This is a genomic window from Lacihabitans sp. LS3-19 (assembly GCF_024343575.1).
Lineage (GTDB): Bacteria > Bacteroidota > Bacteroidia > Cytophagales > Spirosomataceae > Leadbetterella.
Genome location: NZ_RJUA01000130.1, coordinates 230,922 through 253,530, shown reverse-complemented (window position 1 = coordinate 253,530; position 22,609 = coordinate 230,922). Strand labels below are relative to the sequence as shown.

The 22,609-nt window shown below is 33.8% G+C and carries 22 protein-coding genes; 1 reads left to right on the top strand and 21 read right to left on the bottom strand.

Annotated elements, in window-relative coordinates:
• The 21 genes from EGI22_RS24010 to EGI22_RS23910 all read right to left on the bottom strand — a co-directional run.
• The coding region (locus tag EGI22_RS24010; RefSeq protein ID WP_255071268.1) for a transposase at positions 1-448 on the bottom strand (448 nt) is incomplete at its 3' end.
• 188 nt (positions 449-636) lie between these two features.
• Complete coding sequence (locus EGI22_RS24005; protein WP_255071267.1) at positions 637-1,674, bottom strand: hypothetical protein; 1,038 nt, start codon at positions 1,672-1,674, stop codon at positions 637-639.
• A 17-nt stretch (positions 1,675-1,691) separates the two neighbouring features.
• Positions 1,692-2,297 (bottom strand): tRNA-(ms[2]io[6]A)-hydroxylase, encoded by a 606-nt coding sequence (locus EGI22_RS24000; RefSeq protein ID WP_255071265.1) that lies wholly within the window; start codon positions 2,295-2,297, stop codon positions 1,692-1,694.
• Complete coding sequence (locus EGI22_RS23995) at positions 2,284-4,671, bottom strand: RND family transporter (protein ID WP_255071264.1); 2,388 nt, start codon at positions 4,669-4,671, stop codon at positions 2,284-2,286. Before EGI22_RS23995 ends, EGI22_RS24000 begins: the two co-directional genes overlap by 14 nt.
• An 86-nt stretch (positions 4,672-4,757) precedes the next feature.
• Positions 4,758-5,747 carry a methylmalonyl Co-A mutase-associated GTPase MeaB gene (meaB, locus tag EGI22_RS23990; protein WP_255071263.1) on the bottom strand — a complete coding sequence of 330 codons (990 nt, stop codon included), beginning with the start codon at positions 5,745-5,747 and terminating at the stop codon, positions 4,758-4,760.
• The gene (yjjX, locus tag EGI22_RS23985; protein ID WP_255071262.1) at positions 5,747-6,277 is read right to left on the bottom strand and encodes an inosine/xanthosine triphosphatase; all 531 of its coding nucleotides are present in this window, start codon (positions 6,275-6,277) and stop codon (positions 5,747-5,749) included. The genes meaB and yjjX overlap by 1 nt, the downstream gene beginning before the upstream one ends.
• Entirely contained in the window at positions 6,274-6,954 is a 681-nt protein-coding gene (locus EGI22_RS23980) for a 2-C-methyl-D-erythritol 4-phosphate cytidylyltransferase (protein ID WP_255071260.1), read from the bottom strand. The genes yjjX and EGI22_RS23980 overlap by 4 nt, the downstream gene beginning before the upstream one ends.
• A gap of 68 nt (positions 6,955-7,022) precedes the next feature.
• Positions 7,023-8,075: a tRNA preQ1(34) S-adenosylmethionine ribosyltransferase-isomerase QueA gene (gene queA, locus EGI22_RS23975; RefSeq protein WP_255071259.1), complete on the bottom strand. Its 1,053-nt coding sequence runs from the start codon at positions 8,073-8,075 to the stop codon at positions 7,023-7,025.
• A 221-nt stretch (positions 8,076-8,296) separates the two neighbouring features.
• Positions 8,297-9,082, bottom strand: a complete 786-nt coding sequence (locus EGI22_RS23970; protein ID WP_255071257.1) for a PhzF family phenazine biosynthesis protein — start codon at positions 9,080-9,082, stop codon at positions 8,297-8,299.
• On the bottom strand, positions 9,079-9,804 hold the full coding sequence (gene gldF / locus EGI22_RS23965; RefSeq protein ID WP_255071256.1) for a gliding motility-associated ABC transporter permease subunit GldF: 726 nt from the start codon (positions 9,802-9,804) through the stop codon (positions 9,079-9,081). Before gldF ends, EGI22_RS23970 begins: the two co-directional genes overlap by 4 nt.
• A 9-nt stretch (positions 9,805-9,813) precedes the next feature.
• Positions 9,814-10,329 (bottom strand): DUF4199 domain-containing protein, encoded by a 516-nt coding sequence (locus EGI22_RS23960; protein ID WP_255071255.1) that lies wholly within the window; start codon positions 10,327-10,329, stop codon positions 9,814-9,816.
• Positions 10,330-10,333: 4 nt separating this feature from the next.
• Positions 10,334-10,849: a DUF4199 domain-containing protein gene (locus EGI22_RS23955; protein WP_255071254.1), complete on the bottom strand. Its 516-nt coding sequence runs from the start codon at positions 10,847-10,849 to the stop codon at positions 10,334-10,336.
• Positions 10,849-12,126: a dihydroorotase family protein gene (locus EGI22_RS23950; protein ID WP_255071252.1), complete on the bottom strand. Its 1,278-nt coding sequence runs from the start codon at positions 12,124-12,126 to the stop codon at positions 10,849-10,851. Before EGI22_RS23950 ends, EGI22_RS23955 begins: the two co-directional genes overlap by 1 nt.
• Positions 12,127-12,234: 108 nt before the next feature.
• Positions 12,235-12,618 (bottom strand): glycine cleavage system protein GcvH, encoded by a 384-nt coding sequence (gene gcvH, locus EGI22_RS23945; protein ID WP_255071251.1) that lies wholly within the window; start codon positions 12,616-12,618, stop codon positions 12,235-12,237.
• 190 nt (positions 12,619-12,808) lie between these two features.
• Positions 12,809-12,970, bottom strand: coding sequence for a cbb3-type cytochrome oxidase assembly protein CcoS (gene ccoS / locus EGI22_RS23940; RefSeq protein WP_255071250.1), 162 nt, complete (start codon positions 12,968-12,970; stop codon positions 12,809-12,811).
• A gap of 2 nt (positions 12,971-12,972) precedes the next feature.
• A complete protein-coding gene (locus EGI22_RS23935) occupies positions 12,973-15,390 on the bottom strand; it encodes a heavy metal translocating P-type ATPase metal-binding domain-containing protein (protein WP_255071249.1) in 2,418 nt (805 codons plus the stop codon).
• 107 nt (positions 15,391-15,497) lie between these two features.
• The gene (locus EGI22_RS23930) at positions 15,498-15,692 is read right to left on the bottom strand and encodes a hypothetical protein (RefSeq protein WP_255071248.1); all 195 of its coding nucleotides are present in this window, start codon (positions 15,690-15,692) and stop codon (positions 15,498-15,500) included.
• Positions 15,692-16,618 carry a glycosyltransferase gene (locus EGI22_RS23925; RefSeq protein WP_255071246.1) on the bottom strand — a complete coding sequence of 309 codons (927 nt, stop codon included), beginning with the start codon at positions 16,616-16,618 and terminating at the stop codon, positions 15,692-15,694. The genes EGI22_RS23930 and EGI22_RS23925 overlap by 1 nt, the downstream gene beginning before the upstream one ends.
• Entirely contained in the window at positions 16,618-18,333 is a 1,716-nt protein-coding gene (locus tag EGI22_RS23920; RefSeq protein ID WP_255071244.1) for a glycosyltransferase family 39 protein, read from the bottom strand. The genes EGI22_RS23925 and EGI22_RS23920 overlap by 1 nt, the downstream gene beginning before the upstream one ends.
• A 7-nt stretch (positions 18,334-18,340) precedes the next feature.
• Positions 18,341-19,315 (bottom strand): glycosyltransferase family 2 protein, encoded by a 975-nt coding sequence (locus tag EGI22_RS23915; RefSeq protein WP_255071242.1) that lies wholly within the window; start codon positions 19,313-19,315, stop codon positions 18,341-18,343.
• 27 nt (positions 19,316-19,342) lie between these two features.
• Complete coding sequence (locus tag EGI22_RS23910) at positions 19,343-21,424, bottom strand: OmpA family protein (RefSeq protein WP_255071241.1); 2,082 nt, start codon at positions 21,422-21,424, stop codon at positions 19,343-19,345.
• A 308-nt stretch (positions 21,425-21,732) separates the two neighbouring features.
• On the opposite strand from EGI22_RS23910, the gene EGI22_RS23905 reads away from it, so the two are divergent.
• Entirely contained in the window at positions 21,733-22,605 is an 873-nt protein-coding gene (locus EGI22_RS23905; RefSeq protein ID WP_255071239.1) for an ABC transporter ATP-binding protein, read from the top strand.
• Positions 22,606-22,609 lie beyond the last annotated feature (4 nt).

Below are 22,609 nucleotides of genomic sequence, written 5' to 3'. Positions count from 1 at the left end.
CCTCATAACAAGTAGCATCCATCATCAAAATGTTGGTGTTTTCGAGCTCACCCTTCCATGCTTCAACTAATATTTTTTGAATTTTATTCATATCACAATATTTAGCCAAATAACCTCGAACACGACTAATAAACGCATTATCACGAATAACCTCATTTAATTTTAACCGACAACCACAAAACATTTGGTAAGAAAAATTGGTCTGGAAAGCTGCCATCAGTTTTTCATCACTTAAACCAGTATAATGTTTCAAAAACATTAAGCCAAAATAACCAGCTTTTGGAAGGTAAGATGGGGCTCCAGCAGGGTGCCTCTTTTCTGGGAGAACTTTAACCAAATCATTCCAAGGAATCAGCTTGTAAATTCGCCCAAGCTCGGTCGAATTATTGAAAAAATACCATTCAGGAAAAATTGGGCTATCAAAAGAAAATAATGTATTTTGCACCATATTTTAGGGAGGTAAGGTGCTCTAAAATACACAAAAAACCCCAAATTTCCAAGAAATTGGAGGTTTTCGGGGTTTTGTTTTTAAAATATAGTACTGGTAATTAGTAGGTTACGATACTTAAGGACGCCCTAAAAAAAACTCTACAAATGAATGAAGAGTTTAATTTTTGAATCAAAAATAATATTATTTCAATCTACCCAATCCGCAATAAAAAGATTGGTATCTCTTGTACCTCCATTGTCTCTGTTTGAGCTAAAAATAAGCTTTTTGCCATCATAAGAAAACATCGGAAATGCATTAAAATTACTTTCTGTAGTGATTTGCTGTAAACCTGTACCGTCAATATTTATTAGATACAATTGAAAATCGTAACCTCTTTGGGAATGATGATTGGAAGCAAAAATAATTTTATCTCCTTTGGGTGTGAAATATGGAGCCCAATTTGCCTTTCCGAGATTTGTGATTTGTTTCAAATCTGAACCGTCTACATTACAAGTAAAAATCTCCATGTTTGTTGGTGCTACCAAGTTCTTCTTTAAGTTTTCTTTGTACTCCTCTCTTTCCTCTTCGCTATTAAACCTTGAAGCCCTGAAAACAAGTTTTTTGCTATCGGGTGAAAAGAAAGCACCGCCATCATAACCTAACTCATGTGTAATCTGACGAACATTTTTACCGTCTATGTCCATAATATATAAATCCAAGTCCCCATTTCTGGTACTAGTGAACACAATACTCTTTCCATCAGGTGAAACCGTTGCTTCAGCATCATATCCTGGTGTATCTGTTAATCTTCTTTTTACTTTACCTTTTAAATCTGAAACATAAATATCGAATGTCTCATAAACAGCCCAAAGGTATTTTTTACCCATATCAGGTGGCATCGGGCATGCATCTCCCCCATTTTCATGTGTACTGGCATATATTATTTCTTTGCCATTGGGCATATAAAAACTACAAGTTGTACGACCTTTTCCTGTACTAACCATTTTTGGCTTAGTATTTTTTGTATCTTTTTTTACATCCAAATAAAAAATTTGATCGCATTCCAATCCCCAATCTTTATAGTCAGATTGGAAACTTACATATTTACTATCTCGGCTGAAATATGCCTCGGCATTGTTTCCGCCAAAAGTCAACTGTTTAACGTTTTTAAGATGTGTTTCAGCAGGACCCTGAGCTAAAACACCAATATTTAACAAACACAACACTAAAACTAAATACCTCATTTTTTAAAATTTATATATTAATGAAATCTATCTTTTCTTACTTCTAAATTCCGCATTATTTCAGCTTCTTGGATCAATAACTCTTCCCATCTTGCCCTTACTTTTTCTTTTGGATTATAAAACTCAGCTATTTCTATAAAATTGCGATAATGTAAAGCTTCAGAAATCATTAATTGATGATAAAAATCTTTCAAACTTTCCTCACTTATATTTTCCGAAAGCAACTTAAATCTTTCAGCACTTCTTGCCTCTATCAAAGCAAAACAGAGTGTGTCTTCCATCAGTTGGTCATATCTACTTCCACCACCTCGCATGCATTTACCCAATTGAGCCACATATTCATCTTTTCGCTTTCTCGTGAGTTTTATACCTCTTTTTTCCATTTCCTTTTTCACCGCTTGGAAATGCCCCCATTCCTCAGTTACGACTGGCGTTAATGTATCAACCAAAAAGTCCAAATCTGGGTATTTCACAATCAAGGTAATACACTTGGTTGCGGCTTTTTGCTCACAAAATGCATGATCAATCAAAATGTCGGATAGGTTCATTTCCGCTATATTCACCCACCTTGGGTCAGACGGAAGCTTTAAACCTAGTGTGGTAAGGCTATTATTTTGCTCCATTTTTCTTGATTTGTTTCAGTGTTTGCCTTTTGTCTAATGTCATTAAAAAACAAGGCAAAAGCACCAAATTGGAAACCATACCTATCAAAAGCGTAATAGAAACCAATAAACCCAAGAAAACCGTACCTTTAAAACCTGATGCGACAAATATCCCGAAACCAAAAAACAGTATAATGGCCGTGTAAAACATGCTTATACCCGTAAATTTTATGGTTTCTGAAACAGCCTGCGAAATGGTTTTTCCTTTTAATATTTCCTCCTTGTATTTTGTAAGAAAATATATGGTACCATCGCTGGCAATTCCGAAGGCGATACTAAAAATAAGCGTAGTACTAGGTTTTAGGGGAATATTAAAGAATCCCATAATTCCAGCAGTAATAATTAATGGAATTATACTTGGAATAGTTGATATCAAAACTGTTCGGAAATTTAAAAATTGCGAACCCATAACCAATGATACCAATAGAATTGCCAAGATAGTGCTATCTCGCAAATTACCCAATAAATAGTCATTGCCTTTTGTAAACACAACGCCATTACCAGTCAATTTCACCAAAACCTGATCTTTTTCAGGTTTCCATTGGTTAGTTTCTCTGTCGAAATTAAAAATAGAATCGGCTTTTGGTTGTAATTCCGTAAACATCTGTCTCATTCTAACAGTGCCCACGTCTGCACTTTGAAAACTTATTCGTGTCATTCGTTTGGTAGAATCCAAAAATGCAGAAAACATATTTTCTTTCCCACTTCCTTCTTCGCCTTGGGCATACTCACCTAGTTTCTGCAATTCCATAGCTGGCGGTAAAACATAATATTTCGGATCTCCGCCTCTATATCCTTGGTAGATAAACTTTAAGCCTTCTACAATTGAAAGTGGTTTAGTAAACTCAGGATACTTGGCAAATTCTCTTTGCAAAGACTTCATTTTATTCAAAATCTTAGGATTGAATACACCATTTTCTTCTTTGGTATCCACTAAAACCTCAAAAGGAACTATGCCTTTAAAATTCTTCTCAACAAATTTCAAATCCGCAAAAACTGGATCTTTTTCGGGCAAATCGTCGACCACATAGCCAATAGCCTTAATTTTTGTAGCTCCATAAATGGAAATAATAACAATAGCACCAACTACCCAATAGGTAATTGTACGACGATGATGAACAAAATAGTCTACTTTTTGAAGTATTAAAGATATCCGCTTGTTTTCAAGATGCCTAACATGTTTCGCTTTAGGACTGGGTACATAACTAAAAATGGTAGGTATCAAAATTAGTGAGATAGCCCACGTTGCCATAACACATATAGCAGCCACTAATCCAAATTCAAGTAAAAGTGGACTTCCAGTAAAGTAAAAAACTATAAAGCCAATAAAGGTCGTTACGTTGGCAATAAAAGTAGTTTTGCCAATTTTTTCGATAGAAGTATGTAAAGAATCAATTTTTGAATTGGTTTTTAAAAACTCTTCCTGGTACTTATTAATTAGGAATATTGAATTCGGGATACCAATTACAATAATCAATGGTGGAATCATCCCTGTCAAAATCGAAATTTTATAACCTAGTAAAGCAATCAAACCTACTGACCAAATAACTGCGATAAGTATAACCATAGTGGCATAAAAAACCACACGAAACGACCTAAAAAACAAATACAAAATGAATGTGGTAACCAAAAATGCAAGAACCATAAACATGGTCAGTTCCTCTTTTACCTTAGACATGAAATTGGTTCGGATAAAAGGCAAACCAGAAAAATGAATTTTCAGATGGTTTACTTTTCCAAATGCTTCTGCGTTTTCTATAACTTCTTGACTTAGCGAAATTCTATCTTTACTATTTAGAATAGATTGACTAAAAGTTACTGCCATCAACTGAGCATTGCCTTGATATACAAAACCTTCATAAAAAGGAAGATTCTGAATTCGTTTCTTTAAAGAATCTATTTCTGTCTGACTTTCAGGCCTTTTAGTCAACAATGGCTTAAAAATAAACTTCTTATGCTCGTCATCTCTTTGAATTTCAGACAAACTGGCTATCGATAAAACATTTTTTACACCATTAATTTCTTTAATACTTTGATTGAGGTCAAACCAAGCATTAAAAGTCTTCAAATCATATATTTTATCCGACTCAATAGCTATTACCATCACATTCCCATCTTCTCCAAACTGTTTCTTGAAATCTTCGTATAATTTAAAACTATCGTCTGTTTGAGGCAAAATTTTAGGAAGCTCATAAGATAGCTCCAACCTTGTTATTTGATATACCATAAACAAGGTAATCAAACCTATAAGGCTTAAAAATTTAAGTCTATGATTTAAGATTAAATCAGCTATTTTATTCCAGAAACCAGAGAACACATTTTTTAAAAATGCCATGTACTAATATTATTGATGTATTTTATGCAAAAATAAGGATTTTAGTTTGTGGAATGAAATATTCTAAGGTCTGGAAGGGTGGTTTTCTATTTAAATTTCATCAATTCAAACAATTGATTTGCCGCATCTATCGGACTCATTGAATTTTGAATGACTAATTCCTCATATTTTTTTATTTTAGGAAGAAATTCGGCATTTTGATAGAAGAAATTGAGCACTTTGTATTGCAAACTCCTGTTCATCCAATTTACCTTTTGTTGGTTACGATTATTGTCAAAAAAAGAATTACTTTTTACTTTTTCTTCATAGTTCAAAATCGATTTCCAAATATCTTCAAAACCATCCCCTTTCAACGAAGAACATGCGAAAACATTCACCGAACATTGGGAGGTTTTTTCTGGAAAAAGATGAAGAGCATAAATCAAGTTTCCTTTTAATTTGGCTAAACTTTCAGCTTCAACAAGGTCGGCTTTGTTAATTACCACCATATCTATCATTTCCATTATGCCGCGTTTTATCCCTTGCAATTCGTCTCCGGCTCCCGCTATGGTTAAAAACAACAAGAAATCTGTCATTTCTTTTACAGAAGTTTCAGACTGCCCTACCCCAACTGTTTCTACGAAAATCATATCATAACCTGCTGCCTCACATAGCAAAATACTTTCAAAAGTTTTTTGGGCTACTCCTCCTAATTCATCACCAGCTGGACTTGGTCGTATAAAAGCATTGGATTGATTCACCAATTTCTCCATCCGAGTTTTATCACCTAAAATACTTCCGCCACTTATTTTACTAGTAGGATCTACGGCTAAAATCGCCAATTTTTTCCCTGATTTTATTAAAAACTCTCCAAAACCATCAATAAAAGTACTCTTACCGACACCTGGTGAACCCGTGATGCCTAGGCGAAAACTTTTGCCAGTAAAAGGCAAAATCTCTCGGATTAATTCTGAAGCAAGTATTCTATCTTCATCTTTTTGACTTTCAACTAATGTTATGGCTCGGCCAAGAATAGCTTTATCTCCTGATAAAACACCTGCTGAAAGTTCATTAAGAGTTAGTCTTATTCTTGCCATTAGTACAATTCTGGTTTAAGAAATGGTATTAAAGCTAAAATAACAGCAGGTACGTAAAATTGTGTTCTGTCTATTGCATTGTTTGTCAATAAACCTGTAGTGCCCATTTTTTGTTTGGTATTCTCTATTCCGAACACTTTTTCATCGGCATGACCCAATTCATAACCTTCACGTATCAAGGCAATTACTTTTGCTGGTAAAAACAAACCAGCAGTTCTGGCCTTTCCCAATCTAGTTTCGTCTAAAACTACAATCCAAGCCATTGCTTCCATTTCATCTGTTCCATGCTCAATGTTTCCACCTTCTATTCCAACCCAAAAATCCGCCTGAGGAAAAACATCTCGTGCTTTGGAGGCTCTATTGAAAGCACCTGTGTAAGTTTCCTCGCTGCCCATGGGTTGATCACTAACGTCTGAGCCAACTTCCACGCCTTCAAATGTGAATTTTAAATCTTCAAACATCCGCTCAAAACCTTCTTGAGCAGCTTTGATTTTAACCGGATTTTTAGAAGCAACTATTACTCTTTTCATTCATTTAAATTTTTCAAAAACACTTCCCCTATTTCTAAATCTTCAGGAGTGGTAATTTTTATGTTTTTATAAGAACCTTCGGTTAAAAAAATTGAAAACCCATGCTGTTCAACAACTGAAGCATCATCCGTAAAAGTCTCTTTTTCATCTATTTGATAAGCATCTTTCAATATTTCCAAATCAAAGGTTTGTGGAGTCTGAATAAGTTTTACGGTCTTTCTATCTATTGAAAAATTCTTTTCGTCCTTTGTTAACCTCACAGAATCCTTTGAATCTACTGCTACAATTACAGCTTTATGAATAGCAGCTAATCTAAAGGTTTCTTCAATTATTTTAGTAGGAATAAAAGGTCGCACGCCATCATGCACTGCCACCAGACCTTCTTTTTCTGGAATAGACATGAGAGCGTTTTTTACAGACTGAAACCGAGTAGCACCTCCTTCTACTGTTTTAATATTTTGCGTATTTTCAAAATATTCTGTTTTGATTTTATCCCAGTATTCTATTGCATTTTTAGGCAAAGCCAAGACTATTTCGATTCTTCCAATGGCAATAAATCTTTGTATACTATGAACTAAAATCGGTCTATCTCCAAGATTCAAAAATTGTTTTGGAATATCAGATAACATCCTACTTCCTGAACCCCCAGCTACAATTATTGCGTATTTTTTTGTCATAAAAAAAGTGTCATGCGATACGCACGACACTTCAAATATAGTTTCAAAATTCTATAATATAAAACTAATCAGATAATCAACATACAATCACCGTAGGTAAAGAATTTGTATTTTTCTTTAATTGCTACTTGGTAAGCTTCTGTAATAGTTTCATATCCACCAAAAGCACAAGTTGTCATCAACAAAATAGATTCTGGCAAATGGAAATTAGTCAAAAGTGCATTGGTGATTTTGAAATCGTAAGGAGGAAATATAAACTTATCCGTCCAAGCATTATCTATTGGCTTAACTCTATCATTAGCCGAAACCGATGACTCCATAGCTCTCATAGATGTACTTCCGATTGCACAAACTCTTTTTTTCTCGTCTAAAGCGTTATTTACGATATTGCAAGTTTCTTCAGGAATAAAGAAGTTCTCAGAATCCGTTTTGTGTTTGGTCAAATCTTCCACCTCTACTTGTCTGAAAGTACCGATACCAATATGCAAAGTCAATGGAGCAAAATCAACACCATTTATTTCCATACGTCTTACAATGTTTTTTGTAAAATGTATACCTGCTGTAGGAGCTGCAACGGCACCTTCGGCTTCAGCAAAAATAGTTTGGTAACGTTCGCTGTCTATATCTGTAACTTCTCTTTGCAAAACATCTTTCGGAATTGGAGTTTCTCCCAACTCATGTACAGCTTGCATCATTTCTTCGTGATTTCCATCAAACAAGAAACGAATTGTTCTTCCTCTTGAAGTTGTGTTGTCAATAACTTCAGCTACAAGATCCGAATCTCCAAAATACAATTTATTTCCTACTCTGATTTTACGAGCAGGATCTACCAAAACATCCCAAAGACGCATTTCTCTGTTAAGTTCTCTTAACAAAAATACCTCAATCTTAGCACCTGTTTTTTCTTTAGAACCATATAACCTAGCTGGAAACACTTTAGTATTGTTTGATACCATCACGTCACCTTCGCCAAAATAATCTACTATGTCTTTGAACATTTTGTGTTCGATCTTACCAGTTTTACGGTGCAAAACCATCATGCGGGCTCCATCGCGATCATCAAGAGGATATTGAGCAATAAGACTGTGCGGAAGATCAAATTTAAATGCAGATAATTTCATTTATTATTTTTTCAAAATTTAAAGAATAATTTAAACCGAATATTTCAGGATAATTATTGGAACTGCCAAAATGCTGTTTTATAATTTCTTAACAAATCTATATCGGGCTGCAAAGGTACGAAATCCGATATGCCGTTGTCAAGTAAAACGCCATTTATTATAAAATAAATACTGAATATCAGTAGCTTGGTGGTTTTGAGAGGTATTGGAAGGAAAGAAAATTAGACAAATACTTCGCCGATAAGATAACAATTGGCCAGTCCACCAATTAAAACTCTATCTCCTAATAATTCGCAAGATACATCACCTCTCCTTTCCGAAATCTGGCAAGCATTCATTTGCATTTTATTCAAAACATTTGACCAATACGGAATAAGCTTAGTAAATGCACTTCCTGTAACGGGATCTTCATTTATTCCAACTTTTGGAGCAAAAAATCTACAAACAAAGTCGTAATTATCTGAAATTGAGGATACGATAATACCCCTCACATTGACTTTGGCTAATAATCCAAAATCTGGGCTCAATTCTGCAATTATTTGTTCGTTTGGATAAATTAAAAGAATATCGTCTCCAGCTTTATATGTTTTTAAAGAGGAATGACCTAAACCTTCTTCTAAATCCAAAACTGGATCTATTTGCTCTAGAGACTGAGAAGGAAAGTTAAGATTTATTTTGCTACCTATTTTGTTCACAAACAATGGCCCACTTTTAGATTCAAAAACAATAGTATCGTTTTGAATTTTTAGAATTTCGAACAAAACAAAGGCTGAAGCCAATGTGGCATGACCACAAAGTGCGACTTCTGCTTTCGGTGTAAACCATCTGATATGAAATCCTTCTGAATTTTTTACAAAAAAAGCAGTTTCAGAAAGATTATTTTGAGCAGCAATTTGCTGCATAATTTCATCTGAAATCCAGAAATCTAATGGAATTACAGCTGCAGGATTTCCCGAAAAAGGCCCATTAGCGAAAGCATTAATATGGTATATTTTTAAGGTTATCATTTTCTAGATTTGTTTAGAAGTAAATGTGTAAAAACTAGAAAAATACCCGAAAAACTAATTAGATAAACTATATTTCTGCTATCCAGCATCCCTTTTCCTAATGATGAATAATGAAAATCCAAACCAAGAAAGTTTAAATAATATTGAAAACTACCTCTAAAAATGGATGCCAATTGCCCTAAACCATCATAAAAAAAGTAAGAAATAATGGCAGCAAGAATAAAAGCTACCACTTGGTTTTTAGATAATGTTGAGGTAAAAATACCAATAGCCGCATAAGCTGCAGCAAGCAAAATCAAACCAAAATATGAGCCAAATACCGAAGCTGAATCTATATTCCCTTTTGGATTACCCAATAAATAGATAGAGACAAAATAAACCAAAGTGGGTAAAATAGCCAAAACTAAAATAAACAATGTAGCAAAATATTTACCCAGAATGATCCCCCAAAGTGATATTGGCTTCGTAAATAACAATTCAACTGTTCCAGTCCTAAACTCCTCCGAAAACATACGCATGGTAACAGCAGGAATCAAAAGAAGAAAAATGTATGGGCAAAAATCAAAAAATGACGTCATTTCGGCATAACCATAATCTAAAACATTAGAATTTGGATACATCCAAAGCATCAGACCTGTTAACAACAAAAATACTCCAATTACTATATATGCTATTAGGGAGTTAAAATAAGAAGAAACTTCTTTCTTAAAAATACTAAACATAAGTTTGTTTTATGAAAATACAGGTTTTTCTTTTTTCATTATTGCAGCCATTATCAAAGAGCAAATGAAGCCTATAACGACTACACCTAAAACACCCCATAAAAAATTCAAACCGGAATTAGCACTTTCTTGCATTTTCGTTACAGCTTCTTCAATTTTATCATCTGGCAAGCCCATAGATTCGTACTTTTCAGTCACCATTTCTATGGTTTGGTCAAGAAGAGTTGGATCGATAAATTTTCTATAAAAATTATCATAAGCCACAGACAATAAACCACCTGTAAACATAGTAAGTGTGCCTAAGCCTAAACCTTCTTTGAAAGATAAAAGTCCATTGTTCAAGTCTTTGAAGTCTTTCATTGCCAAATACAAAATCCCGAAAACTAAGCCTAAGCCTATTAAAAACCCAAAGGCTAAAGATTTCCAAAGGCCAGTATTTAAAGATATTGTATTTACTATTATGCCCACAATTCCATAAATCAATCCCCATTTTAGGGCAATTCTTGCTGTAGATACTTTTTCCATATTTTTATAAGTTTTGTATTTTTCTCATTGCCATGCTGAATAGACTAATAGCTATAATTGCCACTTGTTTAAACATCAAATCGTCATAAATAATTACGCTATGTTTCTGATTATCAAAAGACAAAAGGCTTTGTCTATAAGATTTTTCATTTAACATTTTTTGAAACATCTCTTTGTCCTTTATTAACAATGCCTTCCCATTAACCATCCATTCAGTAAAAGGTTTGGCATCGATAAATTCAATAAACAAATATACTAAAATCCCTGAAACCAATGCAGCAATGATGTTGGTTAAAAACCCAATTGAAAAACCTTCATAAAAGTGCAAATAACCACCATTGTTCCTTTTAAAATACCAAATTGCTGCCCAAATCAATATTATATTTATTCCTATATCAGGTCTTCTTAATGACAAGGGGTCAGATTTGGTAAAATACATGGCAACAAAAAAAAGAAAACAACCCAAGCCTGCCAACAATCCAAAAGTTATAGAATATCTAAATATCTGTTTTCTTTTCACTATCCTAAAATTTTAAATTTCCCATTATTAACTACTGCAACTGCTCTTCCTTTCAGTTTATTTTCTATAAATGGACTGTTTTTACTCAAAGATAAAATATTCTTTTCTTCAAAAACAAACTCTTGATCCGGGTCAAAAACGGTTAGATTGGCTTTTTCTCCAATAGCAATTTTTGGGCTCTCAATTTTTACAAGTTTTCTTGGGTTTAAAACTATTTTTTCAATAATGGTTTGCAAATCAAGGCCAGAATAAGTGTTGACCACACTAAATAAAGTTTGGATTCCCAAAACCCCAAAATCTGCCACATCAAATTCTACATTTTTATGCTCAGCATCCAAAGGATTATGGTCAGAAACAATCATATCAATAGTTCCATCTTTTAGACCTTCTATGAGTGCATCGACGTCACTTTTTGACCTAAATGGTGGCGAAACCTTTAAATTGGTATCGAAATCCAAAAGAGATTCATCGGTAAAAGCCAATTGATGAGCAGCTATATCACAGCTTATCGGTAAACCTTTGGCCTTGGCTTCTCTTATCAAATTGACCGATTGTAGTGTAGAAATAGTGGAAAAATGAAGCAAAGGCTGTTCGGATTTGATTCCAGAATATTCCAAAAGTTTCAAATCTCGCATTATCATAATTTCCTCAGCGGCAGAAGGAATTCCTTTCAAACCTAGCATCGTACTCGTGATGCCCTCATGCATTTGCCCAAACATGCTCAGGTATTTATCCTCAGATTTCGTTACTAAAATGGTATTCAATGGATGTAAATACTGCAAAGTTTTCAGTAATATGTCTGAGCTTTGGATAGGATTCTTTCCATCTGAAAAACCAATGGCACCATTATAATGCAAGTCCATCATATCCGTAAAGTCTTTGCCTTCACAGTTTTTGGTAACCGCCGCATAATTCAAAAACGAAACCAGATTATTTTTCGAAAAATTGCCAAAATATGACAACGATTCCTTTGTTTGAACTGTCGGGTTTGTATTTGGAAAACCTACCAAAGTAGTTATACCTCCTTCAAGAGCCGCTGCGTGTAGAGAATCCATATTCTCAAGCCATTCTGCCCCAGGTTCTTTATAATGCACACCGGCGTCAACCCAACCATTTGAAACGCATAAATTTTGACCAGAAATAATGTCTTCGAAACCCGAATCTTCAATATTTCCGATAGAAACTATTATCCCGTTTTCAACAGCAATATCTACCTCTTGATTATCAAAAGTAGAATTTGAGTCAAATACACGTACTTTTTTGAGTAAAACTTTCATTTAATTCTAAAAAAAAAGCCCTTATGGGCTAAAATCAAAAATTACAAAAACACAAGAATGTACTTGAGGAAATATTGAATTTCAGTTTCATTCTTTTAGTGTTAATAATTAATGTCCAATTAAACTTTTATAAGCTTCTGCGTCCATTAAACCATCCAATGACGACAAATCAGCTATTTCCATTCTTATTAACCAACCACCTTCATAAGGGTCATTGTTTACCAATTCAGGCTCGTCTGCTAAGGCAGAATTTACTTCCAAAACCTTTCCAGCTACTGGCAAAAACAAATCAGAAACTGTTTTTACGGCTTCGATAGTTCCAAAAATATCATTAGCCCCTAACTCTTCTCCTTCTGTTTCAATCTCTATAAAAACTATATCTCCAAGCTCACTTTGTGCAAAATCCGTAACACCGACCAATGCTGTGTTATCGCTCTCAATTTTGATCCATTCGTGCTCTTCTGTATATCTTAAATCCGCAGGAAAATTCATAAAAATAGTTCGTTTTAAATATTTCTGCAAGTTACTTAATAAGATTTATTTCTCAAATAAGGCAGGTGATTTAATTTTCTATTTAATGCCTAACAAAGCCCTAAAAATAAGTAAAGGTGGCGACAAAGTCACCACCTTTAGCTGGAAGAGTATTTAAACCCTAATTGATTGGAATCGCTTTTCAGCTTCTTTAATGTTTTTTATTTTCTTTTCTATCGTTATCCATCAGTATTCTCACAGATGGAGAAAAAGTATCTTCAAATTGACCGTCTTTAGTTGCCCAAAAAAATGCAGCTAAAAAACTACCCGCAACTATTATTGCTAAAATCACCAACAAAATCAATATGCTCATTTTTATAAAAGTTTTCTACGTTTAGCTATAATCCAAGTCGAACCCACTGCAAACAAAACCACCGAAATGGTACTCAAAGGCATCACTACCGCTGCAAATACTGGTGAAAGCAAACCAGTAGAAGCCCAGCTTATACATAAAAAATTATAAACTAAAGAAAGCAAAAAACTGGCTTTTACAACATTCAAAGCTGTTTTGCTAAAAACTACATATTTGCCTAGTTTTTCAAAATTATTGGCATCCAAAATAGCATCGCAAGAAGGAGAAAAAGCTTGAATGTCTTCCGTCAATGCTATGCCGACTTTTGCTTCTCTCAATGCACCGGCGTCATTTAAGCCATCTCCTATCATCAATACTTTCTTGCCGTCGTTTTGAATACCTTTGATGTAATCGAGTTTTTGTTGAGGCGTTTGTTCAAACTGCATATTCTCCCCAAAAATTGGACTTAGAACTTTTTGAACTTTGTTGGTATCGCCTGAAAGCAATTTAATATCAAAAGTCTTTTTTAATTTCTCTAGCAATTCTTTCCAGTTAGACCTAAACTGTGGCTCAACTGTAAAAAATCCTTTGTAAACATTGTTAATCATTATATGGACTTCTGAATCAACTTGAATAGTTGGCTCATTTTTTACAAAATCTAACCTACCAAGTTTAATGTTTTTACCTTCAACTACTGCTGCTACACCTTTGCCTTTTACTTCTTCAAAATCCGTAACTTTATAGGCTAAATTAGGAGCTAAATATTCTGCAACCATTTTACTCATTGGATGAACAGACTGATTAACAACACTGTAGATTAACTTTTCTTCATCTTTATTTATACTTCCTTCAAATCTCACCTTTCCTTTATTGCCCTCGGTAAGTGTGCCAGTTTTATCAAAAACTATTGTATCAACCTCCGCCAATATTTGAATCACACCTTGGTTTTTTACAAAAAACTTATTCTTTCCAAAAATGCTCATTGTTGTATTCATCGTAAAAGGCAAAGAGAGCGTTAAGGCACAAGGGCAAGCCACCATCAAAACCGCAGTAACTGCGGGCCAAAGCAATGCTGGGTTATTAAAGTGCCAATAGATTCCTACCAAAACAGCTATCGAAATCGTGATATAGGTAAAATACTTGCTGAATGCATTTGCCAATTCTGTTGTAGGAATCGTCTTTTCTTTCAGAAAACTTTCGTTGTTCCAAAGCTGCGTAAGATAACTTGTGGAAACTGGCTTTTGTACCATAAGTTCAATACTATCAGCCACTTGCCTTCCTCCTGCAAAAATCACCTCGCCTTTTAATTTTTTCACTGGCTTAGCTTCGCCTGTAACAAAACTATAATCTATAAGTGCATTTCCTTCCTTCAAAATAGCATCAGCAGGTATCAATTCTTGGTGGTGAATTATAAATTCTTCGCCTTTTTTTAGGTCGTTTACGTTTTTGTATTGAACTGATTGATTTTTAACTTTTACAGCCAAAGGAAAATAAGACTTATAACTTCTATCAAATGAAAGATAATTGAAAGTTACTTGTTGCACCCATTTACCCAAAAGTAAAAACAGTACCAAACCCGCCATACTGTCCCAATAACCTGCGGTGTGCGTCACAAAGGTTTCGTACAAACTCCTTGTAAACAAAGCAGTTATACCCAAAGCTATCGGAATATCCACACTCAAAACATCACTGTTCTTTTTAAGATTTTCTGTAATGCTATAATATGCTCCTTTTAGATAATCACTGGCACCATAAAAGAAAACAGGCAATGCCAAAAGGAAATTAAAATACAAGAAAAATCGCTGAAGTGAAATGTCACTATTGCTATTCAAATTAAAATATTCAGGAAAACTCATCATCATGATATTTCCTGCACAAAAACCCGTAACACCTATTTTATATAACAAATGTTTGGTTTCTGAATCTATAATTTTCGGTTTTTGAATACTATCTAGATTGATTTTAGGCTCATATCCCAAAGTTGCCATTAGCTCAACTATCTCTTTTAGGCTAACCAAATTAGGATCAAAATCTATAGAAAGCTCTTTTTTGACAAAATTCAAACGGGAAGTAATTACACCTAATTTGATCTTCGGGAAGTTTTCAAGCAACCAAACACATGAACTACAATGGATAGAAGGCACATACAAAATCACTTTGGCGATACTTTCGTTTTTAAACGCCAATAGTTCATCTTGGATCAATTTTTCTTCTAAATAATCAAACTTTCCATTAAAATTCTTTGACTTTAAACTTACGCCAGCATTTTGGTTTAAATCATAATAGCCACAAAGATTATTGTCTTTTAAAATATCATAAACGGTCAGACAGCCCGAACAGCAGAAATGCTTTTCATCCTCAAAAATATCCTCATCCCTGCACTCATTTCCGCAATGGTAGCAGGTAGTTTTGGTATCTATCGGTGTAATTGTACTGTTCATCAATCGGGTTTAACAAGCACAAAACTCCAATTATTGAAGAAAAATATTCATGTAGGACATCATCAAACAATATGATATTTGTCATAAAACCACGAATATCGAAGTAATTATGTGGTTTTAAGGAGTAGAAATTGGCGTCTAACATTGTTTATCGAAAACTTCTTTTGCATCACAAAACTTTCAAGGCTGAGTTGCTCAAATTCGCTTTTCCATGAATCATACAAGGATTTGTTTTGAGCGTAAAACAATTCAGCATTAATCTTTTTCTGAGCTAGGAATTCTTCGAAACTGATATTTTCCATTATTCTATAAAGTCGATATATTTTTTATAACCAAAATAAGGAATAAAACTCGTGTAACGTCTTGAGCTTAAAACCATAAACAGAATGAATAGAGCTATAAAAAACCCTTGAAGAAATACAATAAAAAAGGCCATGACTAGATTGGAGGCCCAACCTGGCGTGGCCTGATTTAATACAAATTTCATATAAAGTGCTACACCTGAACCTATTACTGAAAACAATACCATAGCTGTAGCAAAAAGCAAAATTCTAACCGCTGTAAAGTCTAGAAAAACCGAAATGGCACTCATTCCATGTAAAACCAGGGAGCTGAAGTTCATTTTTGAGTTGCCTGCTAATCTAACTCCTCTATCCAAAGGAACCGAATCAAAGGGTAGTTTAGAACGAATTACACCTCCAGGGAAATTATTCCAAATATCTGAAACATTGGCAATTTTCTTAAGTTTTGAAGCTGGTATCAAACTAAAATTACCGAAAGTAATAACGTGTCCCGTTAAAAATTTAAAAATGAATTTATAAACCAAATAAAAAGTTCGGAACAACAAAGACTCTGTCCTTTTCTTACGCTTTGCAAAAATTATTTTATCCGGAAACTGCTGAGATTTTGCTATCAAATCAACAATATGTTCGGGTTGATCCTCGCCATCGGAATCCATAACGACAATCAAATCGGCGTCATTATTATCAGCTAGATGAGATAATCCAATGGCAATTGCTCTCTGATGGCCTTGGTTACTAATTAAATGTATAACCTTGATGTTTATTCCTTCAAAAACCTTGGCTTCAAAAGGCAAACTAGAGCAATCGTCAATAGCCAAATACGAAAGTTGTACTTTTTTATCTTTAAATATATTTTCTGTTTTTACGATTAAAAGCTTTAATGCTTCCCAATCATTGTAAACAGGCAAAACAATTTTTACATTCATCAATATCTATATTTGGTTCCTTGAAAATCAAAAATAAGGACTTTTTCTCCATTTTCCTTTTTCAAGTATATTTTATCTTTTTCGTAAGCGTCTATTTTCTGCATAATATAAAAGTCTTTTGGAAAATAAACATTCAAAAACTGAGCATCTAAATATGACTTCACTACCTTACTTTCATAGGCTTGCATATAAACGTTTTTAAATCCGCCTGGTATAATCAAAGTGTCTGATTTCTGAGCAGTATTCATAATACTTTTAGCTGCTTGAGCATAGGGATTTTCTATTCTTGAAGGTTCAAAATAAGCGTTCATCAAGGATTTATCCTCAAAATAACTCCAAATTTCCTTCTTCACAGGTTTATATTGGATAAGGCAAACACATACTAGTAAAAAATTTATCAAGGAAGATTGCTTGATAATATTGGAAAGAGAAACTCCAATAAAAATAGCCACAAATGGAGAAGCCACACCAATGTATCTATGTGTAAGGCTTGTAGTGTGTCCGTTAGATAGGGCATCATTTACCACAAATAAAATAGGTAAAAATATCATCAAAAGACAGACAGCCATCAAAGCAAATTGTGCCCTATTTTCGGTTTTTTTGTATAAATCTATTGTGTACTTTAGGCCCAAAAACAAAACAAAATATAAAAAACAGGCCACTAAAATCCCATTGAACAAATAAGGATATGCTCCCAAAAGTAACAATACAGGTATGAAAAATAAACCAAAAACTTTTTTGTTTTTCTTGAAAAAATACGCTCCTAATAAAGACAAAAACACCAAAAGTGAGATACCTACATTTTTTACTCCATTGAGTAGGGTAAACAATCCTTGACTTAAAACACTTGAATCAAAAAACAATTCTAAGGTTTTTTTAGTAACAATTTCAGGTGTACTAAGCTCAATTATACCATCTAAGGCTCCTTTTGCCATTTCTAAATGCTTCTCGTTTTTGTCTTTTAAAAATTCCATGGCCAAATAACCACCGCCCCAATTGAACCAATATAGCATCAAGAGAACATTAAATAAAGCAGCTCCTATAAAACCACACCATAAATGTTTTTTGTTTTTCAAAACTAGAAAGACCAAAGCGTGACATAAAGGCACAAGAAAATTAAGATAGTGATTCAACATTCCAAGGCCTACCAAAAGAGCATAGACTATGAAATATTTAGTATTCTTTGTAGAATTAAGAATCTTGAGAAAATAAATGGTACTTAACACCATTATTAAAAAAGATAGTGTATAGCTCCTTGCAATATGACTTTGGGCTATATTTAAAGGATCAAGAGCTAAAAGCAAACCTGCAAAAAACGCAGCTGTATTATTTTTTAAATATTTAGAAACCAACAAGAAAACGAGTAAAACGGTAATAAGGCTAAAAATAGCACTCAGAAATCGAACTGAAAAGTCAGAGTTCCCGAAAAGCTGCATCCAATAATGTACGATTCCGTTATATACGATATGTGTTCCAAAATCAGAATGTGCAATAGCTTCGAAGTAATCGTTTATTTTTTTTGTTTTCCAAAAATCTGCGGGTGTAAAATACTGTTGATTATAGATATCTACCTGATTTCCTCCACCAACCCAAATCCCATTGGCATTGAGCATTGTGAACTTTTCGTCAGTAAACAAACCACGGTTTCCAAGATTTATAAAACGAAAACCAGCTGAAATCAGGAGTAAAACAAATAGTAAAAAATATTTCCTCATTCGTAAATCAAATATTTTTTTTAGAATCAGAAATATTTAAATCGGAGCTTTTTTCAACAATATATCTTGGGCGGGCTTTTACTTCTTCGTATATTTTACCAATATACTCTCCTATTAAACCTATCGCAATCATATTTGAACCACTAAAAAACGCCATCGGCAAAACTGTTGAAGTCCAACCTGCCACGGTATGTCCCATTTCTTGGCTTATCACCACATACAAACCAATAGCAACGGCCACAAAAAAATTGATGATCCCAAACCACAAAACCATACGCATAGGAACCGTAGAAAAAGAAGTAACCCCATTCCATGCAAAAACCACCATTTTGCTAACTGGATATTTCGTTTCTCCAGCTTCACGCTCCAATCTTTTATAGGTAACTTTAGCAGATTTCATTCCTATAGTGGGAATTATCCCCCTTATGAACATATTAACTTCTCGATAGTGAGTCAATTCTTCTAAAACTTGATCATTTATCAATCTAAAATCAGCATGATTATAAACAACTGGCACACCTAGTTTCAACATAATTTTATAGAAAGTCTCTGCCGTAACTCTTTTAAAAAATGAGTCATTGCTTCTATCGTCTCTAACACCATAAACCACAGCTGCACCTTCGTTATAGCGATCGATCATTGGCTCTATGGCATTTATATCATCCTGTAGGTCTGCATCAATAGAAATATAACAATCAAAAATGCCTTTATATTCAAACAAACCCGCCAAAAGAGCATTTTGATGGCCATAATTTTTAGAAAGTTTTACACCTAGTATTCTCGAATTATTACTAGAAAGCTCTTCAATTATATCCCAAGTACTGTCTTTGCTGCCATCGTTTACATAACAGATTTTACTTTCAGAGCGAATTATTCCTCTCGAAATCAAATTATCAAAATACGCGTTAAGTTTTTGGTTGGTTAGTTGCAATATCTCTTGCTCATTATAACAAGGAACAACTAAAAGCAGTTTTGGGCTCATAAATTTCTATTTGCGAAGGCAAAAATACTACATTTTGGTTATCGTAAATTCCACTCTTCGATTTTTCTTTCTAGCTTCTTCGCTTGAGTTTCGAACTACGGGTTTGTATGGACCCCAAGATTTTATCGAAATTCTTGAGCCATCTATTTTCCCATCATTTGTTAAATATTCCTTCACTGCCAATACTCTATCCTCTGCGAGTTTGATATTCAAAAACATATCTCCCTGATTATCAGTATGCCCTTCTAATAATATTTCCATTTGCGGATTAGACAACATCATACTTTTGACTTTTTCGAGTTCGGTAAAAGATTCTTCTTTTATTTTGGATTTTCCTTGATCAAAAAACAAATTTTGCAATAAAACTTTCTGACCTTTCACTAAAGGTAACATCTCAAAAGTCGCTTTTATTTCCTTAAAAACCGTCTCCTTACTTAAATCAATGGTAGACTTAAAGTCCCCATATGACTCTAAACTTGCCGTAATGTCGTATTTTTTCCCAACATTAAGTATGGTCTTAAAAACCTTATTTTCATCATCAAATGTCCATGTAACCTTATTTGAACTATCTACAACCGCTTCATTCGACTTAAAATCAAAACTAGGCGTGATGCTCTTTTTAGTAACTTTATCCAAAAACTGGAAGTCGTACATTACCACTACATTTGGTTTTATACTGGGGAAAAGCTTTATCTTGAAAATGTCATCAGTCCCTGAGGTATTTACAAAAGAACTAAAATATGCATAATCACCCGAAGCCGGAATTGTAATGTATCCATCCCATTCCGGAGAATTTATTGCCGGACCTAAATTCACGGGTTCTGTCCAATTGGTCCAAGTATCGTCTAAGCGAGTGGTTACGTAAATATCTGCATCTCCATAACTAGGGTGACCATTAGAACTAAAATATAGAGTAGTATTATCAGCTGCTAAAAAAGGTGAGGTTTCTTGTCCAGCGGTGTTTAATGTTGGACCTAAATTTAAGGGTTTTGAATACCAACCATTTCCTTTTTTGAATGACACAAATAAATCCTTGTCCCCCAAACTACCCTTTCTTTTTAAAGCCATTATTAAATATTTTTCATCTGAACTTATAGCATATTCCGCAGTTCTTGCGAATGATTTATTTCTTTCATCATAAAATTCTAAAACTTGAAAATCTTCTATTTTAACTTGTGTAGGAAATTCCCATTTTTTATTTTTAAAAACAGATTTAGATAAGCCAATGTCATACTTTCCATCTGGCTGATAAACATTTATGAGATATAAAGTTTTTCCATCAGCAGAAATTGTAGTAACTGCATTATTGATCTCAGTATTTATCGGGCCTCCAATATTGTTCGCTTCATCCCAGATACCTTTTTTATTTAAAGTGGAAACCCAAACGTCTTGTTGGATTTCCAAATTTTTACTATATTTTTTTGACTTATCTCTAATATTATCTGGATGATTTAATCTTGTGAAATACAAATATTTTCCATCAGGTGAAACTATAGGAGCAACTTCGCTAAATTTCGAATTTATATTTGGACCAAGATTTTCCTTTTCCTGGTCTTTAGGCAAATTTTCGGCAACATTTATTTTTGCCACAAAAGGCAATTCGCTGGAAGAAATCCCAATTGCATCATATTCTTTAAGTCCTTTATTGAGCGAATGAACAATTAACAGTTTGATAGCAGATATTTCTACTTGTGTTTCTGGTATTAAAACGTTCCAAGTTCTACCACTTAAACGTGGTGCTGGATCTCTATTTTCATATAAAAGAATCTCCGTATTATCTTTTGAATATCCAAAAATACGGCCTACAGCTCCTGGATTTACGGTTTCGCCAATTACTATTTGCTTTACTTTTATGGCCTTAGGAAATCCAACTTTTATATAATCTTCACCAAAACCAGAACCTGTTGGACGCCAACTGCAAGGAGAACTGACAGTTTGAGGAAGCACATTGGGTTTACCTAAAATTTGAACAGCTCGATGCTTGGGCGAATATATTTCGTCAACAGTTTCGGAAGATTTCTCTAAAATGGTACTAGCCCAAATAATCTCTTGGCTGTAGATAAAATGGCTTACACTAAAAAACAAAAGTATAAAACCTTTAATTTTCATTTTTTTATATAGGATGAACGAAAGACCAGCTTTAAGAATTAAACAATGTACAAATTTAATTTTTATTTTAATTATTCATTTCATTTTAAAATTTTATTACAAATAAAAAATCCATAAAAATTGAAAAAACATTGAATAAAACCCATTTTTTTGCCCAAAAAGCATAAAAAACAACCCTATAACTGCTATTTTCCAAGAAATAGTATAAATTATTAAAAAGTGATTTTCGAAAAATTTAAACACATGAAAAATAGGACTAAATATTGTAAATTCTTAATTTTAAAAAATAATCATTAAAAACTCTAGCTATGACCCTAGTTATTAACCAACTAAATAAAACCTACTCTAACGGTGTTCAAGCCTTAAAAGATGTAAACCTTACGATTAACCAAGGAATGTTCGGTCTCTTAGGACCCAATGGAGCTGGAAAGTCTTCATTAATGCGGACTATAGCCACACTTCAAGAACCCGATTCTGGGGAAATTTTCTTGGGAGATATTAATGTATTAACTGAGAAAGAAGAAATTCGAAAAACCTTAGGTTATTTACCTCAAGAATTTGGCGTTTATCCTAAAGTTAGTGCCGTAAATTTATTGAATCATATTGCGGTTTTGAAAGGAATCACCAATTCCTCAGAACGTAAAAATGTAGTTGAAGCTTTACTCCAAAAAACCAATCTTTGGGAATCAAGAAAGAAAAACCTTGGTGGATATTCGGGTGGTATGAAGCAAAGATTTGGAATAGCACAAGCACTTTTAGCCAATCCGAAACTAATTATTGTAGACGAACCCACGGCAGGACTTGACCCTGCAGAAAGAAATAGGTTCTTAAATCTTCTTTCTGAATTGGGCGAAAATACAGTTGTGATTCTTTCAACTCATATCGTAGAAGATGTAAAAGAATTATGCTCTGACATGGCGGTATTTAACAAAGGTCAGATTTTATACAAAGGAAATCCGGACGATGCTCTTGGAGAATTAAATGGAAAAGTTTGGTCTAAACGCATTAAAAAAGACGAATTAGCTGACTTTAAAGCCAATTTTAAGGTAATTTCAGAAAAACTAATTGCTGGAAATCCTGTAATTAATGTTTTATCAGACGAAAATCCAGATGGGACATTTGAATCTATCGATGCTGATTTGGAAGACGTTTATTTCTCAAAAATATTTTTACAAGCTTAAATCT